Here is an 18,223-nt window from a genome sequence, read left to right as displayed (position 1 = left end):
ATTACCAGGCGAAGCGAACCTGTACCTGGCCGCCAGTCACGCTCTTGTACGCGCCTCCGTCCATCCAGTTCGCCCCGGCGGTGACGCCCCAACCACCCTTCTGGAAGCCAACGCCAAGATCCACCATCGCACTGGTTCCCTTGGTGTTGGTCGTGCCGAAGAAAGTGTTGGAAACGGTGTAGGCCATCTTGCCGTCGATCTCGCGGACTGCATTGATCGCGCCGTACGGCGTGATGCTCATCCCACCAGAGGTCTGGAAGGCCTTGCTGAACTCCACGCCCAAGCGCGCGCGCGACGACGTGCCACCGTGCCCCTCGAAATTCGCACGATCGCCGAAGAAGGTCTTGATGCCGTCCACCTTGGTCCGGGTGTACTGCAATTGCGGCGTGATCACGAAGCCGCTGGCGCTGGTCCAGGGGTAACCCGCCTCGAGGTTGGTCGCCGCGGTATGTGCCCGCGACTGCAAGTTGCCCGTAGCCGACATCGAGTTCACGTCAACCGCCATCCAGCGACCGGACAGGTCCACATAGAAGCCCTGCGGCGCAAACCAGGTCGCATAGGCGCCCCAGGTCATGCCGTTCATCCTGTTCAGGCCGACGCCGGTGCCGGTCAGGCGCTGGCGGCCATCAGCCGTACCGATCGTCACCCCGGCATGGAAACCGTCGAACAGGTTGGCATTGGCCCCGACTTCGCGGCCCCAGGTGGTGAAGTCGTAGGCAAAGTTGCCACCCTGGCCGAAGTTGGCCGCCATGTGCGTCGGCGAGACATCGCCTTCGCTGGTGTAGAAGCGCACGAATGCACTCATGACCTTGCCGGCGTCGCCGTAGGGGTTTACGCCAAGCCGCTGGCGCAGGCTGCCGATCTGGCTGTTGAGCATGCCCGCGGCGCCTGAAGCCACCGATGCCGCAAGGCTGCCGGTATCGTTCAGGCCGTTGACGTCGACATTGATCGAGAACACGTCACTCGCCATGTTGCTGGCGCTGAGCTGGCTGGTGACGGTCAGGCCCAGGTCGAGGAAGTTCGGCGCCGAGTTGTAACCCAGGACCTGGCCCGCCACGAAGTTGCCGGCGACGGACGTGCCGCTGACATGCGCAAACGCGGCCGACGAATGGGCGGTCGTGGGCATGCTGTCCAACGCGATATTGACGTGCTGCATGGCACCGGCCGTCATGTTGCCTTCGATGTAGATCTGGTCAGCGGCGCTGTTGTCCGGGTCGACATCAATGTTGATTACACCGGTGCCGCCCAGGTTGCCGAAGATCGTCATGCTGTCGTCGGTCACGCCGTCAACGAAGCTGATCAGCCCGGCATTGTTCAAGGCCACGGTGTTGCCCGCGCCCATGTCGACCAACCCGTATCCATTCACCTTGATGGTGCCGAGGTTATTGAACGCATTGGTCGTGCCGCCACCCATGTAGATACCGCCATCCTGCAAGGCGATCGTGCCACCAACATTGTTGTTGATGGTGTCGTTGCCGCCACCGAAGTCGGTGCTGTAGTTGTCGACAATCCACATGCCGTGGTTGTTGTTGTTGAAGATGTCGTCGCCACCCAACGTGATGACGGCGCCATGAATGGTGCCGCTGTTGTTGATGATGTCGACGCTGTTGCTGCCGAGCACCGCCACTTGACCCTCAAGCGGCGCAGCGACGCTCAGCGTACCGCTGTTGTTAAGCGTCGCCGTACCGTGCAGCGATCCCATCTGCACAGCCGCCACGCTGGCGTAGTCACCATCGGCAACCGCCAGCACATTGCCGGAGTTGTTGATCGTGACATTGCCGTATGCGCTGGCCAGGATGGCGTACGCCGTGTCGGGCGACGTCGCCGTGATATGACCGCTGTTGGTCACGGAGACGCTCCCCGCGCCCGCTTGGGCAACGATGCCATAACCACCGTAATAGCCGGTTGCATCGATCGTGCCGCTGTTGTTGACGGTGGTGCTGCCCAGCAACGAATAACCACTTTCGCCAATCGCCTGGCCGTACTCGGAGGTGGCCACGATATGCCCGGTATTGCCAGTCACCACATTGCCATACCCACTGTAGGCCTGGATGCCGACCGCGCCGCCGTAGACACCGTCGACCATGATGCTACCGGCATTGGCCACTACGACATTGCCGTATTCCGAACGCCCCTCGATGCCGATGGCGACCAGCAGTGCCGAGGCTGCGATCTGGCTGCTGGCAGACGTGGTGACCGTCGTGCCGTAATCCGAGCGTGCCGCAATACCGGTCGCATAGTAATTGCCGTCTGCGACGATGCTGCCGGAGTTGCTCACCTTGCTGTACGCGCCACGCGCCAGCACGCCGTATGCCGCGGTGCCATTGAATCCGTTGACGCCAACGTCCGACGCCAGGATATCGCCACTGTTAGTGACCATTGCCGTGCCGTTATCGGCGCGCGCGAACGCGCCAACCGCGACATTGCCACCGCTGATGGCAGTGATGTCGCCGCTGTTGGTGACACTGGTGTCACCTGCCAAGGCAACCCCGAACACACCGGCCGATTGACCGTAGCCATAGACCTCGATCAAACCGGCGTTGTTCACCATCACGTCGCCCTGGGTCGCAAGGCCGAACACGCCGAAGCCGCGGCCTGCGTAGGAATACGCTTCGATCATGCCAGCCGCACTATTGGTCACCGAGACGTCGCCAGTGCCGGAGCTTGCGTAAACGCCGTAGGCATATTTGGCGCTCGCGTACAGCGAACCACTATTGATCACGGTCGAACCGGTGAAGCCCGAAGCATCCACCGCCTTCGCGGTGTAGCCCGCAACTGCCGACACCGAACCGCTGTTGCCGGCAAATGCCGCGCCATTCTGTGCGAAAGAGACGATGCCGCTGGCGGTGTAGTTCAACAACGCAGTGCTTTCGACGCTGATGTCGCCAGCATTGGTCACGCTGGAGTTGCCTGCGAAAGAAAGGGCCGTGGCGCCGCTGGCGGCTCCTGCTGAATTGACCGTGATCGAACCAGTCGAGCTGTTGCTGACCGTTGCATCGCCATCTGCGGAGGCCACGATGCCGTAGGCGCCGTAACCGTACTTGCTGTACTGCGAGGCGTACACCGAACCTGTGTTGGTCACGCTCGCCGAACCGTTGGTGCCGGTCGCGGTCGCCGCGATACCGGTGCCGCCGGAGTAGCCGACCGCCGACACGTCACCGTTGTTGGTGATCGTGATCGCGCCATCTGCGAAATTGCTGTTGGCGTTGATGCCGGTAGCAAGCTGGCTGCCGTACACGGTGGTCGTGTAGGTGTAAGGGTTGTAGTAGGTGGTGATTGAGCCGGCAACGATGTCACCGTCGTTGGTGATCGTGACCGAACTGCCACCCTGGGCCTCGATGCCGGTGGCGATGTAGCCCTGGGCTTCGATACCAGCGCTGTTTTCGATCTGGACCGTATCACCCGTGGCGTAGATGCCATAGGCGTGCGCGCCGGCAGCGCCGCTGTACGCGAAAATATCGCCACTGTTGTGGACCGTGGTCGTCCCGGTGCCTTGGGCCTCGATGCCGGCGGCCCAGGTAAAGCCGGCAACCTCGATCAAACCTGCGTTGGTGACATCCACGTCTGCTCCCGACGCGAAGATGCCATCGGCCAGACCATAGTACGAGGTCGCGGTGATGTGGCCGCTGTTGCCGATCGAGACGTCGCCGGCAATCGAATAGCCGTAGATGCCGATCGCATTCCCGTACAGCGATCCCGCGTAGATGTCGCCGCTGTTGTTGATATCGACATTGCCGTAGGCATAGCCCTGGATGCCGGTCGCACCCAGCACGATGCCGACCGCATCGATAGCGCTGGCATTGGTCACGCTCACGGCACCGTGGGCCGAGGTCGCATCGATACCCGTCGCCCTACCGACCGCGATCGCGTAGATGCTGCCGCCGGTGTTGGTCACCGTGGTGTCGTAGTACGAACTGGCAGAGACACCGATGGCGCTGGCATAGCCGTTGGCCGCGATATCGCCGCTGTTGCTGACCTGCACATAATTGCCGCGCGCCAGGATCCCGAATGCATTGCCGTTATAGGACTCGGCCGAGATCGAACCGCTGTTGTCCGCCGTCACCATGCCGTAATCGGCCCGCGCGAAGATGCCGGCGGCGGTGCTACCGTAGCTGTACACGGTCATCGTGCCGCTGTTGGACACACCCACGTTGCCATTGGTGGAGCTCGCGAAGATACCGACCGACTGGCCGTTCACCGTGGTGTAGATGTCGCCGGAATTGTCGACCAACACGTCGCCCTGGGTACTTGTCGCCAATACCCCGTACGCCCGCCCGGTGTAGCCGTAGTAGCTGCCGTAAGTCGCGTAGATGCTGCCGTCATTGGTCACCGACACATCGCCCGTGCCAGAGTTGGCGCGAATGCCGAATGCACGATATCCGTCAACTGCGATGTCGCCGCTGTTTACGGCAGTCGCACCTTGCATGCCGCCGACATCAATGCCCACGCCGGTATACGCGGAGCGTGCATTGATGATTCCACTGTTGTTTGCGTAGGCAGAGCCGTTCTGCGCGAACGAAACAATGCCGCTGGCCCCTAAGTAACCATCGGCGCTGATGTCACCTGCGTTGATCACGCTGGTATCGCCAGCGAACGACAGCGCAGCTGCACCGGTGGCGTTACCTGCCGAAACCACGGTGATCGAACCGGTCAGGTTGTTGTCGATCATCGCATCACCATCGGCAGACGCGACAATGCCGTAGGCACCGTAGCCATTGCGGCTGGACTGCGAAGCGTGGATCGATCCGTTGTTGGTCACGCTGGCCGATCCGCCGGTGCCCGTCGCGGTCGCCGCAATGCCGGTGCCGCCGTAATAACCCTCGCCCGTCACGCTACCGTTATTGGTGATCGTGATCGCGCCGCCTGCGTAATTGCTGGTGGCATTGATACCGGTGGCCAGCGCACTCGTGTAGACCGATCCGGCGACGATGTCACCGTCATTGGTGATGGTGACCGAGCTGCCCCCCTGCGCTTCAATGCCAGTGGCGTAGTAGCCCTGGGCGTTGATGCCGGCGGTGTTAGTGACTTCGACCACGTCGCCGGTGGCGTAGATGCCATAGGCGTGCGCGCCGGCAACGCCGGTATACGCGTAAATACCGCCACCGTTGGTGACCGTTGTCAGGTCGGTGCCTTGTGCCTCGATCCCAGCCGCCCAATTGCCATACACGCTGGTGGCGGATATGTCACCGGTGTTGCTGACATCCACATTGGTGCCCGACGCGAAGATGCCGTCGGCTAGACCGTAGTACGAAATCGCGGTGACAGCTGCGCTGTTGTCGATCGACACATCGCCCGTCATCGAATAGCCGTATAGGCCGATGGCGTTTCCATAGACCGCGAAAGTGTAGGTATCGCCGGCATTGTTGATGCCGACATCGCCATAGGCATATCCCTCGATGCCGGTCGCGTTGCCATACAACGAAACGGCTTCAAGGCTCCCCGTCACATGGTTGGTGATACTGACACTGCCCCCACTGCTGTAGCCGCTGATGGCAGTGGCGCTGTAATAGATGTTCACCTCGCTGATCGGGTCGACATTGTCGATGACAACATCGCCCACAGCTGTCTCGCTGATTGCCAGCGGCATGATGAATGCCCCATGCCCGGCAGGCAGGACGGCGTCGTGGACCAAGGTCAGGTCGAGCACCGGGGTGGCGTCAGTCGCAGCCAACGCGCATGGCGCCATCATCACGGTGGGGGTCTTGCAGTTGGCAGCGAACGCGGCACCGCTGGCACCCAGGGCAAGCGCCGCCAGCGAGGCAGCCAACGCCGCGCGCACCGCGCGGGTCATCGGCGCAACTTTGATGACGCGCTTACGCCGTGAAGTAGTCGACCCGCTCTTGTTCCTGATGCCGCTCATATGACCCCCAAGGTCTGATCGTCAGAATGTGTATGCACAAATGCTGCATAGCAAACAGGGCGCTGATGTCGACACGTGGTGTCCAACAGCGCTTCCCCGATATGCCTGTGTACAGGCGCCGCATACCCCCAAATTCAGGTGCGGGCAGCGTTGTGTTATCGCCGTCACACTATGCTCATGTCAACCCCGGAAGCAAAATTGATCGACGAAACAAGCGCTTGCGAACCACATGTCGAAGGTTGGCTTCGAGTAGCACACGAAAATGTTGCAGAGCAGCATTTCGCTGCGCGATCCAGGAGGTTCGAAATCTTCCCGTCAACAGCAGTCCCGCAAACCACCGATCCGACGCACCGGGGTGGCCAGCGCCGTCGCCAGTGCAGCCGCGCCGCTCCACAGCTCGACCGCTTGGCGAGCACGCGAAAGTCCCGTGTAAATCAGTTGCCGGGTCAACGCCTGGTGTTGCGGCGCGGGCGGTAGCAAAAGGGCGACATTGGCGTATTCGGAGCCTTGGCTTTTGTGCACGGTGATCGCGAAGGCGCTTTCGTGCGCCGGCAGTGCGGCGGGCGAGAACGCGCGGGCGCGGCGCGCGCCATCATCCACGACACCTACGTCGACGGCGGCTTCGAACCAGACGCGCAGGCCACCTTCGGCATCCGCCAGGCAGATACCGACATCGCCATTGAAGAGTTTCGACGCGTAGTCGTTGCGCGTCACCATGACGGCACGGCCCGGATACCAGATTGACTGCGCGGGCTGCTGCCATTGCAGGCGCAGTTGGTGCTCGATCATGAAATTGGCATGGACCGCGCCATAACCACCCTCGCGCAGGGCACACAGCAATTGATGCGATGCAAGCGCATCCAGTGCGGCAAGCGCGTCGACCTGATTGCTGGCGCGGCCTTGCCGCAGCGGCGGCAGATTCGCCAGGCGTTCGGCCCACGCGTGAAGCCGTGCGTCGAGCTGCACAGGAGTTACCACGCGACGCCAAACAGTATCGACGCCATCGAACGCGGACTTGAATCCTTCGACATCGCCCGTCCGTGCCGCGGCCAGCAGGCGCGGTAATTCCGGCGACTGTGCACGGAAGCCATGCCGCAGGCGCACCAGGTCATCGCTGCCCTCCATCGCCGCGACCAGGTCGAGCAGCACCGAACCGGTGCCGATCGAGGTAAGCTGATCGGCATCGCCGACCAGGAACAATTGCGCAGTTTCGGGAAGCGCCTCCAGCAAGGCATCCAGCAAGCTCAGGTCGAGCATCGAGGCTTCGTCCACCACCACGATGTCGGCATCCAGGGGCAGGTCGCGACCGCGGCTGAAGCGGCCATCGTAGGGGTGGTAGCCAAGCAGGCTGTGCAGGGTCAGCGCGTCGCTTGCCGGCAACTGGGTCAAATGCGCGTTCCAGCTATCCGTGTCAGTGCTCGTGTCCGAGGCCGGCAGCCGTGACTGCAGCGCGCGCTTGCCGTCCTGCAACGATGTAAGCAAGCGCTGCGCAGCCTTGCCGGTGGTGGCGGCGATCGCAATCCGTGCAGGTGACAAGCCGGCTTGCTGGCGATGGCGTTGTGCCATCAACAACATGCGCAGCACGGTGGTGGTCTTGCCGGTACCTGGCCCGCCGGTCAGTACGCCGAAGCGGCGATGCGACAGTTGCCGGACGGCGGCGCGTTGTGCGCTGTCATCACCGGATGCGGCATCGCCAAACAACATGTCGAGTGCGACTTCATCGATTGGGCTCGCATCCAACAAGGACAGCATGGGTTGTTGCCGAAGCTCTCGAAGTCGCTGACCGATCCGACGTTCGCGGCTGTAGTTGCGCCATAGATAGAAGCGCACCTGCGCATCGATGACAAAGGCGGTCGGTACATCGCTGCTGCCATCACCGACCATTGGCTCGCGACGCAATGCATCGATCTCATCTTCAGAGAGCGCCGGCATCCCCTGCCAGCTCGCATCCGGACCGGCCAGTGCCAACGCGGCATCCGCCCGCGCATCGGCAAGGCTGGCCCAGGCCGCGGTGTACGCAAGCAGTAATGAGCCGCCATGGGCGATGACCCAACGATGCAATGCCCGCTGCAATGGCCCCCAAGCCTCTTCCTGAAGTTCGACGCGGCTGCGCTGGAAACCGAACGCGGTCATGCGCACACCTCCGGTTTTCCGGCCAGGGCCGCATCCACGGCTTCAATCAAGGCTGGGCTGAAGTGCTGGGTCCACACGCCTGCACCGGGCGTCAGCCCGACCGCGCGCAGGAACAGATAGACCGGATCGCCCAGATGTTCGGTCGGCCGGTAGGCCTCGCCAAGCCGCATACGCAGGTAGCGATGCAGAGCGACCGTGTACAGCAAGGCTTGCAGGCGATAGTGATGCACGTCCATCGCGGCAGGCAGCGCGATAGGTGCGTAATTGTCCAGCTGGTCGCCGAGCCAGTTGCCCTTCCAGTCCAGCACATGGAAGCGGCCAGCGTGCTCGAACACCAGGTCGATCTTGCCGTTCATCAGGCCGCGCAGCGTGTGCATGGCCAGCACCGGCATCAGGCTCTCTTCGCCAGCAGCTCGGCAAACCGACCGCAAACGGTCGGTGGACGCATCGCCTAATAGATAGTCGAACGCCATCTCTGCGCGCAATGCATGTGCGGGCAAATCCGACAGGCGCAGACCGGGTTGCAGCTCGGTGTCCAGGGTCGCGTCCAGCCGCTGCACAACGATGTCCAGCATCTGCTCGAGCTCGGGGCCTTCCTGCCAAGGCCGCACGCCACGCATGCGCAGGCAGTCACGCACCAGTTTCGGTTGCTTTCGGATCGGCAGGCCGATCCTGCGTTGCTCCAGTACGTCATGCAGGGCCAGGCCGAATTCGATGCCGCGCCAATGCGCCAGCGCAGCAAGCTCTGGATATGCGGAAACAACCTCCTCCGCCACACACTCTTCTTCGATACCCTCTTCGATACCCTCTTCGATGAAGTCTTCGATCAGTGTCGGTGCTTCATCGGTGGCGGCGTGTTCTTGCTGCAGGCCATGGCTGCCGCGCAGCATCGAACTGAAGCTGTGGCGCCGCACCAGCTGGGCCGGTGGCGGTTCAGGCCGCACTTGCACGGGCTTTCGTGGCGCGACATCCATCTGATATCTGCCCGATGTTTCAGGCCAGCCCAACTGCCATGCAATGTGTTCGCTCGCATCCTGCAGGCTGTGCTGCTCCTCAAGCGCTGCTTCTGCGCGCACCAGCAAGGCATCCAGCGGCGAACGCTCCGGATCCTGCAGGCTGGACTTCGAATTTCCTTTCGCTTGCCGATCCGTCGGCAGTGCATAGACATGGCAGGCATGTTCGGCACGGGTCAGCGCGACGTACAGCAGGCGGAAGCGTTCTTCCTGGTCTTCCCACCTGGCCTGTTCGCAGGCTGCGGCATCATTGCGCAGCTGGCGAATGCCGGTGACCGGATCGGTAACGATCACGAACCCATGGTGATTGGTCGGCTTGTGCCAAGTGCTGTCCCACATCAGCGGAAGCAACACGACCGGGAACTCCAGTCCCTTGGCCGCATGCAGGGTCATCAGTTGCACGCGTTTGGCATCGGATTCGATACGCAGTTCGCGACCATTGGCGGCATCCTCGCTGTCGCTGCCGTCGCCATCGCGCTGCGCCGACAACCAGGCCAGCAGTTGCGCATGGCCTGGCTGGCGCGCTTCCTGCGCCTGCAGCAGTTCGCCGATATGGCGCAGGTCGGTCAAGGCACGCTCACCATCCTGTGCGGCCGTCAGGCGCGGCGCGGCAATGTCGATGATTTCTTTCACCACCGCCAGCACGCCGCACGACTCCCAAAGCGCATGCAGCGCGATGAAGCGATCCAGGCATTGTTGCCACTGCACGTCATGCCCGGCATCGGCAAGCGAGCGCAGTGTCTGGTAATCAAGGCCGCCAATGCGGGTTGCCAATGCGCCGCGCACCAGGCCAGGGTCGGCCGGCTGCGCGGCGGCATGCAACAGCAGTTGCAACTCCCGCGCCCAATTGGTGGCGAACACGCTGCTGCGCCCACCGCCCACGCAGGGCACGCCACGTGCGCGTAGCCGCATCCGCAACTCGCTGATTTGCCGGTTCTTGGGTAACAACACGGCGATGTCGCCGGGCTGCAACAGCGCATCCCCGATCGCATGGCTGCCCGAAAGAAGTTGCACGATGTGGTCGGCGCAGGCATCGAGCGCTGCATCGCGACGTTCATCCGCATTCGCTGGCACTTCCTCCAGGTAATGAAACACCAATGGCCGCACGACTGGGCTGCCGTCCACGCGATATGGCCTGCCATCACGACGCGCACTGGCCAGCACGTCGCGGTAAGCGATGGTGTGCTGAACGTCGGCGGATAGCGCGTGGCCGGCGATGTCAAACAGCTCATTGCAGGCATCGACATAACCACGCGCCGAACGATGATTGGTGTCCAGATGCATGACGTCTTCGACATCCACCTTGCTGGCGGCGCGCAGGTAAGCGTCGATGTCGCCGCCACGGAAGCGGTAGATCGCCTGCTTGGGGTCGCCGATCATCACCAGCCGTCCACGTACCTGCCGTTCGCGCGCGATGCCGGCGGCATCACGATAGATGAGGTCGAGGATCTGATATTGCAGGCCGTCGGTGTCCTGGAACTCGTCCACCAGCGCGACCGGCCATTGCGAATGCAAGGCATCGGCCAAGGCCGGAGATCCCTGCAAGGCCGCATGCACCCGCACGATCACCGCATCGAAGCTGAGTTGTCCGCGCGCCTGCAGGCGTGCATCGCGAAGGTCACGCAGCTGCGGTACGAATTCGGCCAGGCCGCGGGCACGGAGGATTGCCGGTGCTGTCGAAAGCAAATCGGTGGCGCGCATCACAAACGCGAATACATCGTCGGTTTCCGCTTCGGCCAGGCGTGCGGGCTTGATCTGGGTTTCAAGTCGCTTGCCCAGGTCATCCAGCACTTTTTCTTCTGGACCGGCTCCCGGATCACCCGCATCAATCCAATCCGCCAGACCATGCAGGCCACGTATCCAGACACTACGGGCTGATTTGAACCAGCCTGCATCATTTGCGTATTCACGCAGTGCAATCGCCATGTCCGGCTGCAACAACGATGCGATGTCGGGCGCCGATGGACACGGCACTTCGACACCTGGCTTCAGGGCATCACCCAGTGCGCGGGTGAGTTGCGCACGTCCAACGTCGAACCAGACCTGCTGTTCCGGCGACAGTGGCTCTGGCGACTGCGCGAGTTGCCGCCACAGGTCATCGGCGAGTTCGCCATCCAGTTCTCTGCCGGCCACCAATTCGACCTGGCCGAAGCCCATGCCACTGGCAAACGGCTGTTCACGCAGGATGCGCTGGCACAACGCGTGCAAGGTGCCGATCGGGGCTTGGTCGAGTTCGGCCAATGCCAGTTGCAGGCGCAAGTGGAAGGCATCGAGCTTGCCGGCATCGACGCTGCCATCGGCGGCCAGGCAACACCCGCGCAACCAGTGCAGGACTTCGTCATCCTGTAGATCACGATTCAGCAATTCATCGGGCGCGTGACGCGCGCGGGCCAGCAGTTCCTGCGCACCCTGCAGGCGCGCACGGATGCGTTGGCGCAGTTCCTGCGCAGCGGCATCGGTAAATGTTGAAACCACAATGCCGCGTGGACTGATCGGCCCGCCCTCGCGCGGCTCCAGCAACAAGCGCAAATAGAGCGCAGCGATCGTCCAGGTCTTGCCGGTGCCTGCGCTGGCCTCGACCAGGCTGCGTCCGCCCGGTGCCAGGCTCAATGCGCGCCAGTCCGATGTCGTCATGCGGCATCCCCAAGCGGCAACGCGAGTGCGGCCTCGATGCGTTCGGCCACGACCTGCAGCGCGGTCTGTTCGGCTTCATCGGCAAACGTGACTTCGCCCGCAAGTAACCGCGCATAGCCGGGTGCGTAATCGCGTTCACCTTTGCCGCCGAAACCCCCGGCCCACGCAGCAGCAGGGTCGCGGGCGAATGTCGTCTTCGGAAAATACGCCGATGGCTGTTGCTGCGCCTGCACGAACAGCACCAGCAGGTCGATGACGCTGGCCGCGAGTCGCGCGTGCATGGTTTTTCGAAGCGGAACATCAGCCTGTTGCCACGCGTGCGCCCACGCCTGCCACGGCGCGTCGTCGCCGGGCGGTTCCTTCAGTAGCCAGACGATTTCGACCGGTCGCTCCGCGAGTGCAGGGTCGAGTCGCAGCAGCGCCCATTGCAGGAACAGCGGAATGCGCTTTGCGTAGTCCAGTTCCTTCAGTTTCTTGCCGGGTTGCAGCGCGAGCACGCAGGGCGCGCCATCCGGGCCGACAACCACATCGGGCAACCTGCCGCTTAGTTGCCACTGCCCGACCGCAGCTTCAATTGCTGGCCATGGCTTCGGCCAGCCATGCTCGAACAATGGCAGTGCAACCGCTTGCTGCAACGTGGCATCGGTTTTCTCACGCAAGTCCAACCACGCCGATACGCCGGGACGCCCACTGGCCAGAAGTCCGGCATCGGCCAGCCATGCGGGCGGGTGTTCCGGCATCGTCGTCAATTGCTTTTCGATCGCCATCCGCAGCAAGCGTTGCGGAAGCCGGGCAATTGCCGGCAGCGTGGCATCCAACGGTTCTTCGACCTCGAATTGATCGCTGGCGTCCAGGCGCAGCCCGAGGCCATCGCGCAGCAACTGCCGGGCCGGGTCGCGGAAGTAGCCCAGCACCGCCGCGATTGGCAGTGGCGTCGCGGGTGGCATCACTGCGCTTCCATCGATCAAGGGTTTGAGAAGATCGGCGAAGATCGGCGGGATCTCCTGCCCGGGATTCGAGGCGGTGGCGAACGCGTCGCGATGGCTGAACAGCGCCGGATCCGCGTCATCCCCGCCGTCGAAATAGCGCGGATCGAACGGCTGCAACGGATGCCGCACCAGCCATGGTCGCTGCGGGTTGGGCGTTTCGCCTTCGGCGCATGGCTGCGGCGGCGCGTGCCGATCCAGCACCGCCATCAATTCCGCCAGCGGAGCGGCGGGGTTGCGCGACTTTCCGTCACGCACGTCCTCGCCGATGTAGCTCAGGTGCAGGCGTTCGCGCGCAGCCATCACGGTTTCCAGGAACAGCCAGCGGTCGTCGTCACGCAGGCCGCGATCGCCACTGCGGCGATGTCGTGCCATCAGGTCCAGGCCATCGCTGCGGTCGGGGCGCGGGAACGCGCCCTCGTCCAGCCCCAGCACCGCGACCACCCGAAACGGGATCGCGCGCTGCGGGACCATACCGCACACGACCATGCTGCCGGACAGGAACCGCTGCCGCGCCGGCACCGCTTGCAGGCCCTCCTGCAACACTTCGCGAACTACCGCGTAATCCAGCTGCGGATCCACGCCGGCCTTGCCCGGTACATCAGCAACGTCACGCACCAGACCGCGCAGCACGCCTAACGCTTCGTTGCCGGCGGCATCCTGCAGCGACACCCGGAACAAGGCGTCGAGCTGCACTTCCATCCGTTTCGCCCATGCACTCGCCAGTCGCGGCTGGGTGGCGTCGCGTTGCCACTCGGCCAGCAGCGCCAGCAGGCTATCCAGTGCGCCAAGCTCACCCGCCTGTGGGCCCTCAATCGCGGCCTCGGCAGGCAACACCGATCCTTCCGGCAATGCCACCGCATCATCGACATGACCGAACACATGCGCGGCCAGCAGCCGGTCCACGCCCCAGGCGAAGCTGTGGGTCGGATTGTCGGGCAAGCCTTCGCGCACGCGCTGTGCTGCATCCAGTGCCCACACCACATTCGCCTGCCGCAACCAGCCCTCGATCCGTGCGACCCCGCCCGCATCCAGCCCGAACCGCAGCATCACTGCCGGCGTGCGCAGCAGGTCGAGCACTTCGGCCACCGGCAGCCGCGACAACGGCAGGTCCAGCAGGTGCGCGTAGGCCTGCAATAGCGGATGTGCGGCAGTGAGCGGGATATCAGCCAGGTGATAGGGCAGCGCTGCATCGGCCACACCGGGTTCGCCGAACACCGCCGGCAGCAATGGTGCATAGGCGGTGATGTCGGGCGCCATCACCACGATGTCTGCTGCGGTCAGGTCGGGCGACCGGGCCAGCACGTCCAGCAGGGCATCGCGCAGTACTTCAAGTTCACGCAGGCGGGTGTGGCAGGCATGCACGCGCAGGCTGGTGTCCTTGCGCTCCTCCGCTTGCGTGACAGTCGGCGCCAACAGCGTGACATCGCGCCGACGCAGGCTGTCCTGCAAGCGCTGCAGCCGATTGCCGGCTTCGACATTGGAATCTTCGGCATCGCTGGCGTCACGCACATCGGCCAGCAACTGGTGGTCTTCCAGCGCCAGCAGGAACTCCTGGCCCATCCGCCCCCACGCCGCCAGCAACGGATGCGGCTGCGCCAGGAATGCGGCATCGGCCTGGTCCGGCTGCTCGCTGGCCCAGGCCGCATGCAGCCAGGCGCGATCCGCGGGCAGGCCCAGTACCCAGTCGCGTTCGCGGCAGGGATCGGGCAGATACAGCGCCACTGGACGCTGCGCCGACAGCGCGGCGAACACCGCAAGTTCACCGGGCGCCAGGTGGCTGATGCCGAACAGATGCAGCGCCGAGCCATCCCCGGCGGCGGCCGGATGACCTTCGGCCAATGCCTCGGCAAGCTGCTGCAGGCGTTCGCCGCGGTGCGGCTGGCCGATCTCGATGCGTAGCCGTTTCCACAGCCATGGCAGCGGCGAAGCGCGGGCTTCGGCCGGGATGCGGTCGTTACCGTGCGCCCATGCTGCCAGCCAGTCCGGCCGATAGATGCTGTAGCGGCCAAACAAGCCGGCCAGGTGATCGGCGAGCTGGAACCTGCGCCGCGCGGCATCGCCGCCATCCAGATAGGCCTGCACGTCTACCAACGGCACCTGCGGCAACAAGGCATGGATCCGCCAGCGCAGGATCTCGCGACGATACGGCGCCAGCGCGACCGCGGACTCACCCAGTACGTCCTGGGCCAGGCGCTCCAGCCAGGTGCTGGGCAGCATCACATCGATGTTGGCAGCGATGCCTTCGCGGCCGGCATCGCGCGCCAGTTGACCGAGCAGCCACGGGCGCAAGCCGGCATGACCCACTACCACCTGCACTGGCGCCAGCGGGTGCGCAGGTCCCTGCGACCTGAGCAGGATTTGCATTGGCACAAGCAGTCGTTCCACCCGGCTGGCGCGGAACAGGGCGAGGTGCTGGACGGGCGGAATGTGCGCGTTTTGCATTGGCCGAAGTGTGCCGGGTCTGCGTCGCAGTTGCTGCGATCTTGCATGCCACTCGCCCCACGCGGCCCATTTCTGGGATAATCCGCGGTTTGACGGCCCCGGCCGGCCAACATACGCAAGGTGGATCGTGCGCAATTACGACTTGGAATTCCTCAAGCATTTCACGATGTTGATCGCTTTCCTGGCGACGGTGACCCTCTGCCTGATCCTGTTCGCGCATCATCTGAACGGTGATGCGAAACGCGACATCGATCCGGCCGCCGAGCAGCGCGTGCTCAACCGCATCGCTCCAGTTGGCGAGGTCTATGCAGGCGCGACCGGCGCCGCAGCGCAGGCTGATGCCATGAAGACAGCCGCCGCTGCGGCAGCCTCTCAGGTCGCCTACGGCGGCACCATGGACGGCAGCGTGATCTTCGGCAACCTGTGCACCGGCTGCCATACCTCCGGCGCCGGTGGCGCACCCAAGCTGGACGCGGCGGGAATCGGCGCGCGTGTGGCTGCCCAGGGGATCGAGATGCTGATCAAAAACGCGACCACCGGTTACTCCGGCAATGTTGGCGTGATGCCGCCCAAGGGCGGCAACCCGGCGCTGACCGACGACCAGGTCAAGGCCACGGTCGAGTGGATGGTGTCGCAAAGCAAGTAATGCACGCCGTGCTCCACGCCGACGCCGCCTACGGGCGGCGTCGTTGTTTGCGGGGTTCGCCAACGCCCGTGGACATCGGTTGCGGCATCATGGCGGCATGACCACTCCATCGACGCCACCTACATCGGCCGCGCCCGGCGCCGCCGACCCGACCTTGTTCATCGAGGGCCTCGCAGGCCGCATCGAGGCTTCGCTCGACCAGCCCGACGCCGATCCGCGCCCGCTACTGGCGATCGTCTGCCATCCGCTGCCGACCGAAGGCGGCAGCATGCACAACAAGGTAGTGACGATGACCGCGCGTGCGTTGCGCGAATCCGGCGCGACCACGCTGCGTTTCAACTTCCGCGGGGTCGGCCAGTCCGAGGGCAGCTTCGACGATGGCGGCGGCGAACTCGACGACCTGCGCGCAGTCGCGGCTTGGGCGAAGACGCAACATCCGGACAAGCTGCTGTGGCTGGCTGGTTTCAGTTTTGGTGCCTGGATCAGCCTGCGCGCCGCCGACGAACTCAAGGCGCAGTTGCTGCTCTCGATCGCGCCACCGGTCGGGCGCAGCTGGTCGTTCGATGACATCACCCTGCCCGCCTGCCCGTGGCTGGTGATCCAGGGCGACGACGACGAGATCGTTGATGCGCAAGCGGTCTATGCCTGGATCGAATCCCTGCCGATGCCACCGCAACTGGTGCGGATGCCCGGCGCCGGCCATTTCTTCCATCGCAAGCTGATCGACCTGCGCGGCGCAGTGAAGCACGGCGTCGCGACCTGGCTGCCGCCTGCCGCGCCTGCCGATGTCTGATCCGATGTTGCCCTCACAGCGCTACGCCGGCGGCGTGGCGCGCGGCGACTGGTTGCACGATCCGGCGCAACTGCCGGCACTGGCCGAGCTCGACCGCATCCATGTGGCCGTAACGAAACCTGCGCCGAAACGCGGCCTGTTTGAGCGCGTGTTTGGCGGCGAGACGCCAGAACCCATTCCCGGTTTGTACCTGTGGGGCGGGGTCGGGCGCGGCAAGACCTTCCTGATCGACCTGTTCCACGAGGGCCTGCCGATCGAGGGCAAGCGTCGCACCCATTTCCACCGCTTCATGCGCGAAGTACATGCCGGCCTGCGCGAACATGCCGGCCAACGCGATCCGCTCGCGGCAATCGCCCACCAATGGCGCGCATCGTTGCAGGTGCTGGTGCTGGATGAATTCTTCGTCAGCGATATCGGCGACGCGATGCTGCTGGCGCGCCTGCTGGAGCACCTGTTCGCCGAAGGAGTGGTACTCATCACCAGTTCCAATGTCGCGCCTTCGCAGCTCTACAAGAGTGGCTTGCAACGCGTGCGTTTCCTGCCGGCAATCGCGCTGATCGAGCGCGATTGCCACGTCGTCCACCTGGACAGCGAGGAGGACTACCGACTGCGCGCGCTGACCCGCTCGCCGGTCTACCGCGCGCCGCTGGATGCACAGTCGGACGCATGGCTGCAGGAGCGCTGGCATGAACTTGGAGCCGATGATGTGCACCGCGATGCCGGGATCGAGATCGACGGCCGTCGGGTGCCGGTGCGCGCGCGCTGCAAGGGCATGTGCTGGTTTGATTTCGCGGCACTGTGCGAAGGGCCGCGCGGGAGTGCCGATTACATTCAGGTCGCTCGCGAATTCCATACTGTGCTGGTCGGCGGCGTCCCGCGCATGGATGGTGATCGCGACGACGCCGCACGCCGCTTCGTGACCCTGATCGACGAACTCTATGATCGCCATGTCAACCTGGTCTGCAGCGCCGATGCCGAACCGACCGCGCTGTATTCCGGTGAACGGCTGGTCATGGCATTCGAGCGCACCGCCTCGCGCCTCATCGAAATGCGCTCGGCGGAATACCTGGCGCAGGAACATCGCAGCTGACAAAGCTGAACGCCGCAGCCCACGCTGCGCCTGCAATCACGTGCAAAGGCAACCACCTGCGGTCGATGGCCTAGAATGCGCCCCGTCTCTTGTCAGCCATGCCGGCTTCATTCTTTGTTGCGCGCCCAACGCGCGAGGAACGCCATGCCCCCGATCCATCGCAACAGACATCGCACCCGGAATCGCACCCTGAGCCTCATCCTGCTGGCTTGTGCATTGGTCGCGTGCAACCGCCAGGCTCCGGAACTGCCGACGGCCGTCGACAAGACGCCAACACCGAAGGAAGATCCGAACGGGATCGGTACCGTGGAAGTGGCACCGGATGCGGCGTTCGTAGGTCCGGCAATCGACGACCGTGGCGACTTGGTGACCCGGCAGTACGACTTTGCGACCGGCACCACCGTCTATGTTTCGGTGCCGACGAAAGGACGCAAGATCGGCGACCGGATGGAGGTGTTCTGGTTCCACCAAGACGGCCGGTTGCGCAAGGACGAACACAAGAAGATCGCCGGCCCGTTCACCGCGTTCGAATTCCAGCCCAGCGAAGCCGGTAAGTACAACGTCGAAGTCGACGTGAACAATCAGCCGATTGCGCTGGTCGAGTTCGAGGTCAAGTAAGCAGT

8 protein-coding genes are annotated in these 18,223 nt (G+C 63.9%); 4 read left to right on the top strand and 4 right to left on the bottom strand.

The annotated features are described in order from the left end of the window. Window position 1: 1 nt before the first annotated feature. From PSV05_RS03915 to recC, 4 genes are all read right to left on the bottom strand, one after another. Window positions 2–5,791, bottom strand: a complete 5,790-nt coding sequence (locus tag PSV05_RS03915; RefSeq protein WP_300061768.1) for a hypothetical protein — start codon at window positions 5,789–5,791, stop codon at window positions 2–4. 384 nt (window positions 5,792–6,175) lie between these two features. Beyond that, complete coding sequence (gene recD / locus PSV05_RS03910) at window positions 6,176–7,993, bottom strand: exodeoxyribonuclease V subunit alpha (RefSeq protein ID WP_300061765.1); 1,818 nt, start codon at window positions 7,991–7,993, stop codon at window positions 6,176–6,178. Then, window positions 7,990–11,640, bottom strand: a complete 3,651-nt coding sequence (locus tag PSV05_RS03905; protein WP_300061762.1) for a UvrD-helicase domain-containing protein — start codon at window positions 11,638–11,640, stop codon at window positions 7,990–7,992. Before PSV05_RS03905 ends, recD begins: the two co-directional genes overlap by 4 nt. Beyond that, window positions 11,637–15,071, bottom strand: a complete 3,435-nt coding sequence (gene recC, locus PSV05_RS03900; RefSeq protein WP_300061759.1) for an exodeoxyribonuclease V subunit gamma — start codon at window positions 15,069–15,071, stop codon at window positions 11,637–11,639. Before recC ends, PSV05_RS03905 begins: the two co-directional genes overlap by 4 nt. 127 nt (window positions 15,072–15,198) lie before the next feature. On the opposite strand from recC, the gene PSV05_RS03895 reads away from it, so the two are divergent. The 4 genes from PSV05_RS03895 (at window position 15,199) to PSV05_RS03880 (ending at window position 18,218) form a co-directional block, all read left to right on the top strand. Next, window positions 15,199–15,717: a c-type cytochrome gene (locus PSV05_RS03895; protein WP_300061756.1), complete on the top strand. Its 519-nt coding sequence runs from the start codon at window positions 15,199–15,201 to the stop codon at window positions 15,715–15,717. 97 nt (window positions 15,718–15,814) lie between these two features. Next, a complete protein-coding gene (locus PSV05_RS03890) occupies window positions 15,815–16,510 on the top strand; it encodes an alpha/beta hydrolase (RefSeq protein ID WP_300061753.1) in 696 nt (231 codons plus the stop codon). After that, window positions 16,503–17,600, top strand: a complete 1,098-nt coding sequence (zapE, locus tag PSV05_RS03885; RefSeq protein ID WP_300061750.1) for a cell division protein ZapE — start codon at window positions 16,503–16,505, stop codon at window positions 17,598–17,600. The genes PSV05_RS03890 and zapE overlap by 8 nt, the downstream gene beginning before the upstream one ends. Window positions 17,601–17,744: 144 nt before the next feature. After that, on the top strand, window positions 17,745–18,218 hold the full coding sequence (locus tag PSV05_RS03880; protein ID WP_300061747.1) for a hypothetical protein: 474 nt from the start codon (window positions 17,745–17,747) through the stop codon (window positions 18,216–18,218). Window positions 18,219–18,223: the final 5 nt, after the last annotated feature.

The sequence above is a fragment of the Thermomonas sp. genome (assembly GCF_029945965.1).
In the GTDB taxonomy this organism is placed as follows: Bacteria; Pseudomonadota; Gammaproteobacteria; order Xanthomonadales; family Xanthomonadaceae; genus Thermomonas.
Note: the sequence above shows the minus strand (reverse complement) of the source record. Positions and strands in the feature narration are given on the sequence as shown.

Coding starts and splice junctions, on each gene's coding strand:
- PSV05_RS03915 (WP_300061768.1), bottom strand. CDS start 5,791: ATGACCCGCGCGGTGCGCGCGGCGTTGGCTGCCTCGCTGGCGGCGCTT.
- recD (WP_300061765.1), bottom strand. CDS start 7,993: ATGACCGCGTTCGGTTTCCAGCGCAGCCGCGTCGAACTTCAGGAAGAG.
- PSV05_RS03905 (WP_300061762.1), bottom strand. CDS start 11,640: ATGACGACATCGGACTGGCGCGCATTGAGCCTGGCACCGGGCGGACGC.
- recC (WP_300061759.1), bottom strand. CDS start 15,071: ATGCAAAACGCGCACATTCCGCCCGTCCAGCACCTCGCCCTGTTCCGC.
- PSV05_RS03890 (WP_300061753.1), top strand. CDS start 15,815: ATGACCACTCCATCGACGCCACCTACATCGGCCGCGCCCGGCGCCGCC.
- zapE (WP_300061750.1), top strand. CDS start 16,503: ATGTCTGATCCGATGTTGCCCTCACAGCGCTACGCCGGCGGCGTGGCG.
- PSV05_RS03880 (WP_300061747.1), top strand. CDS start 17,745: ATGCCCCCGATCCATCGCAACAGACATCGCACCCGGAATCGCACCCTG.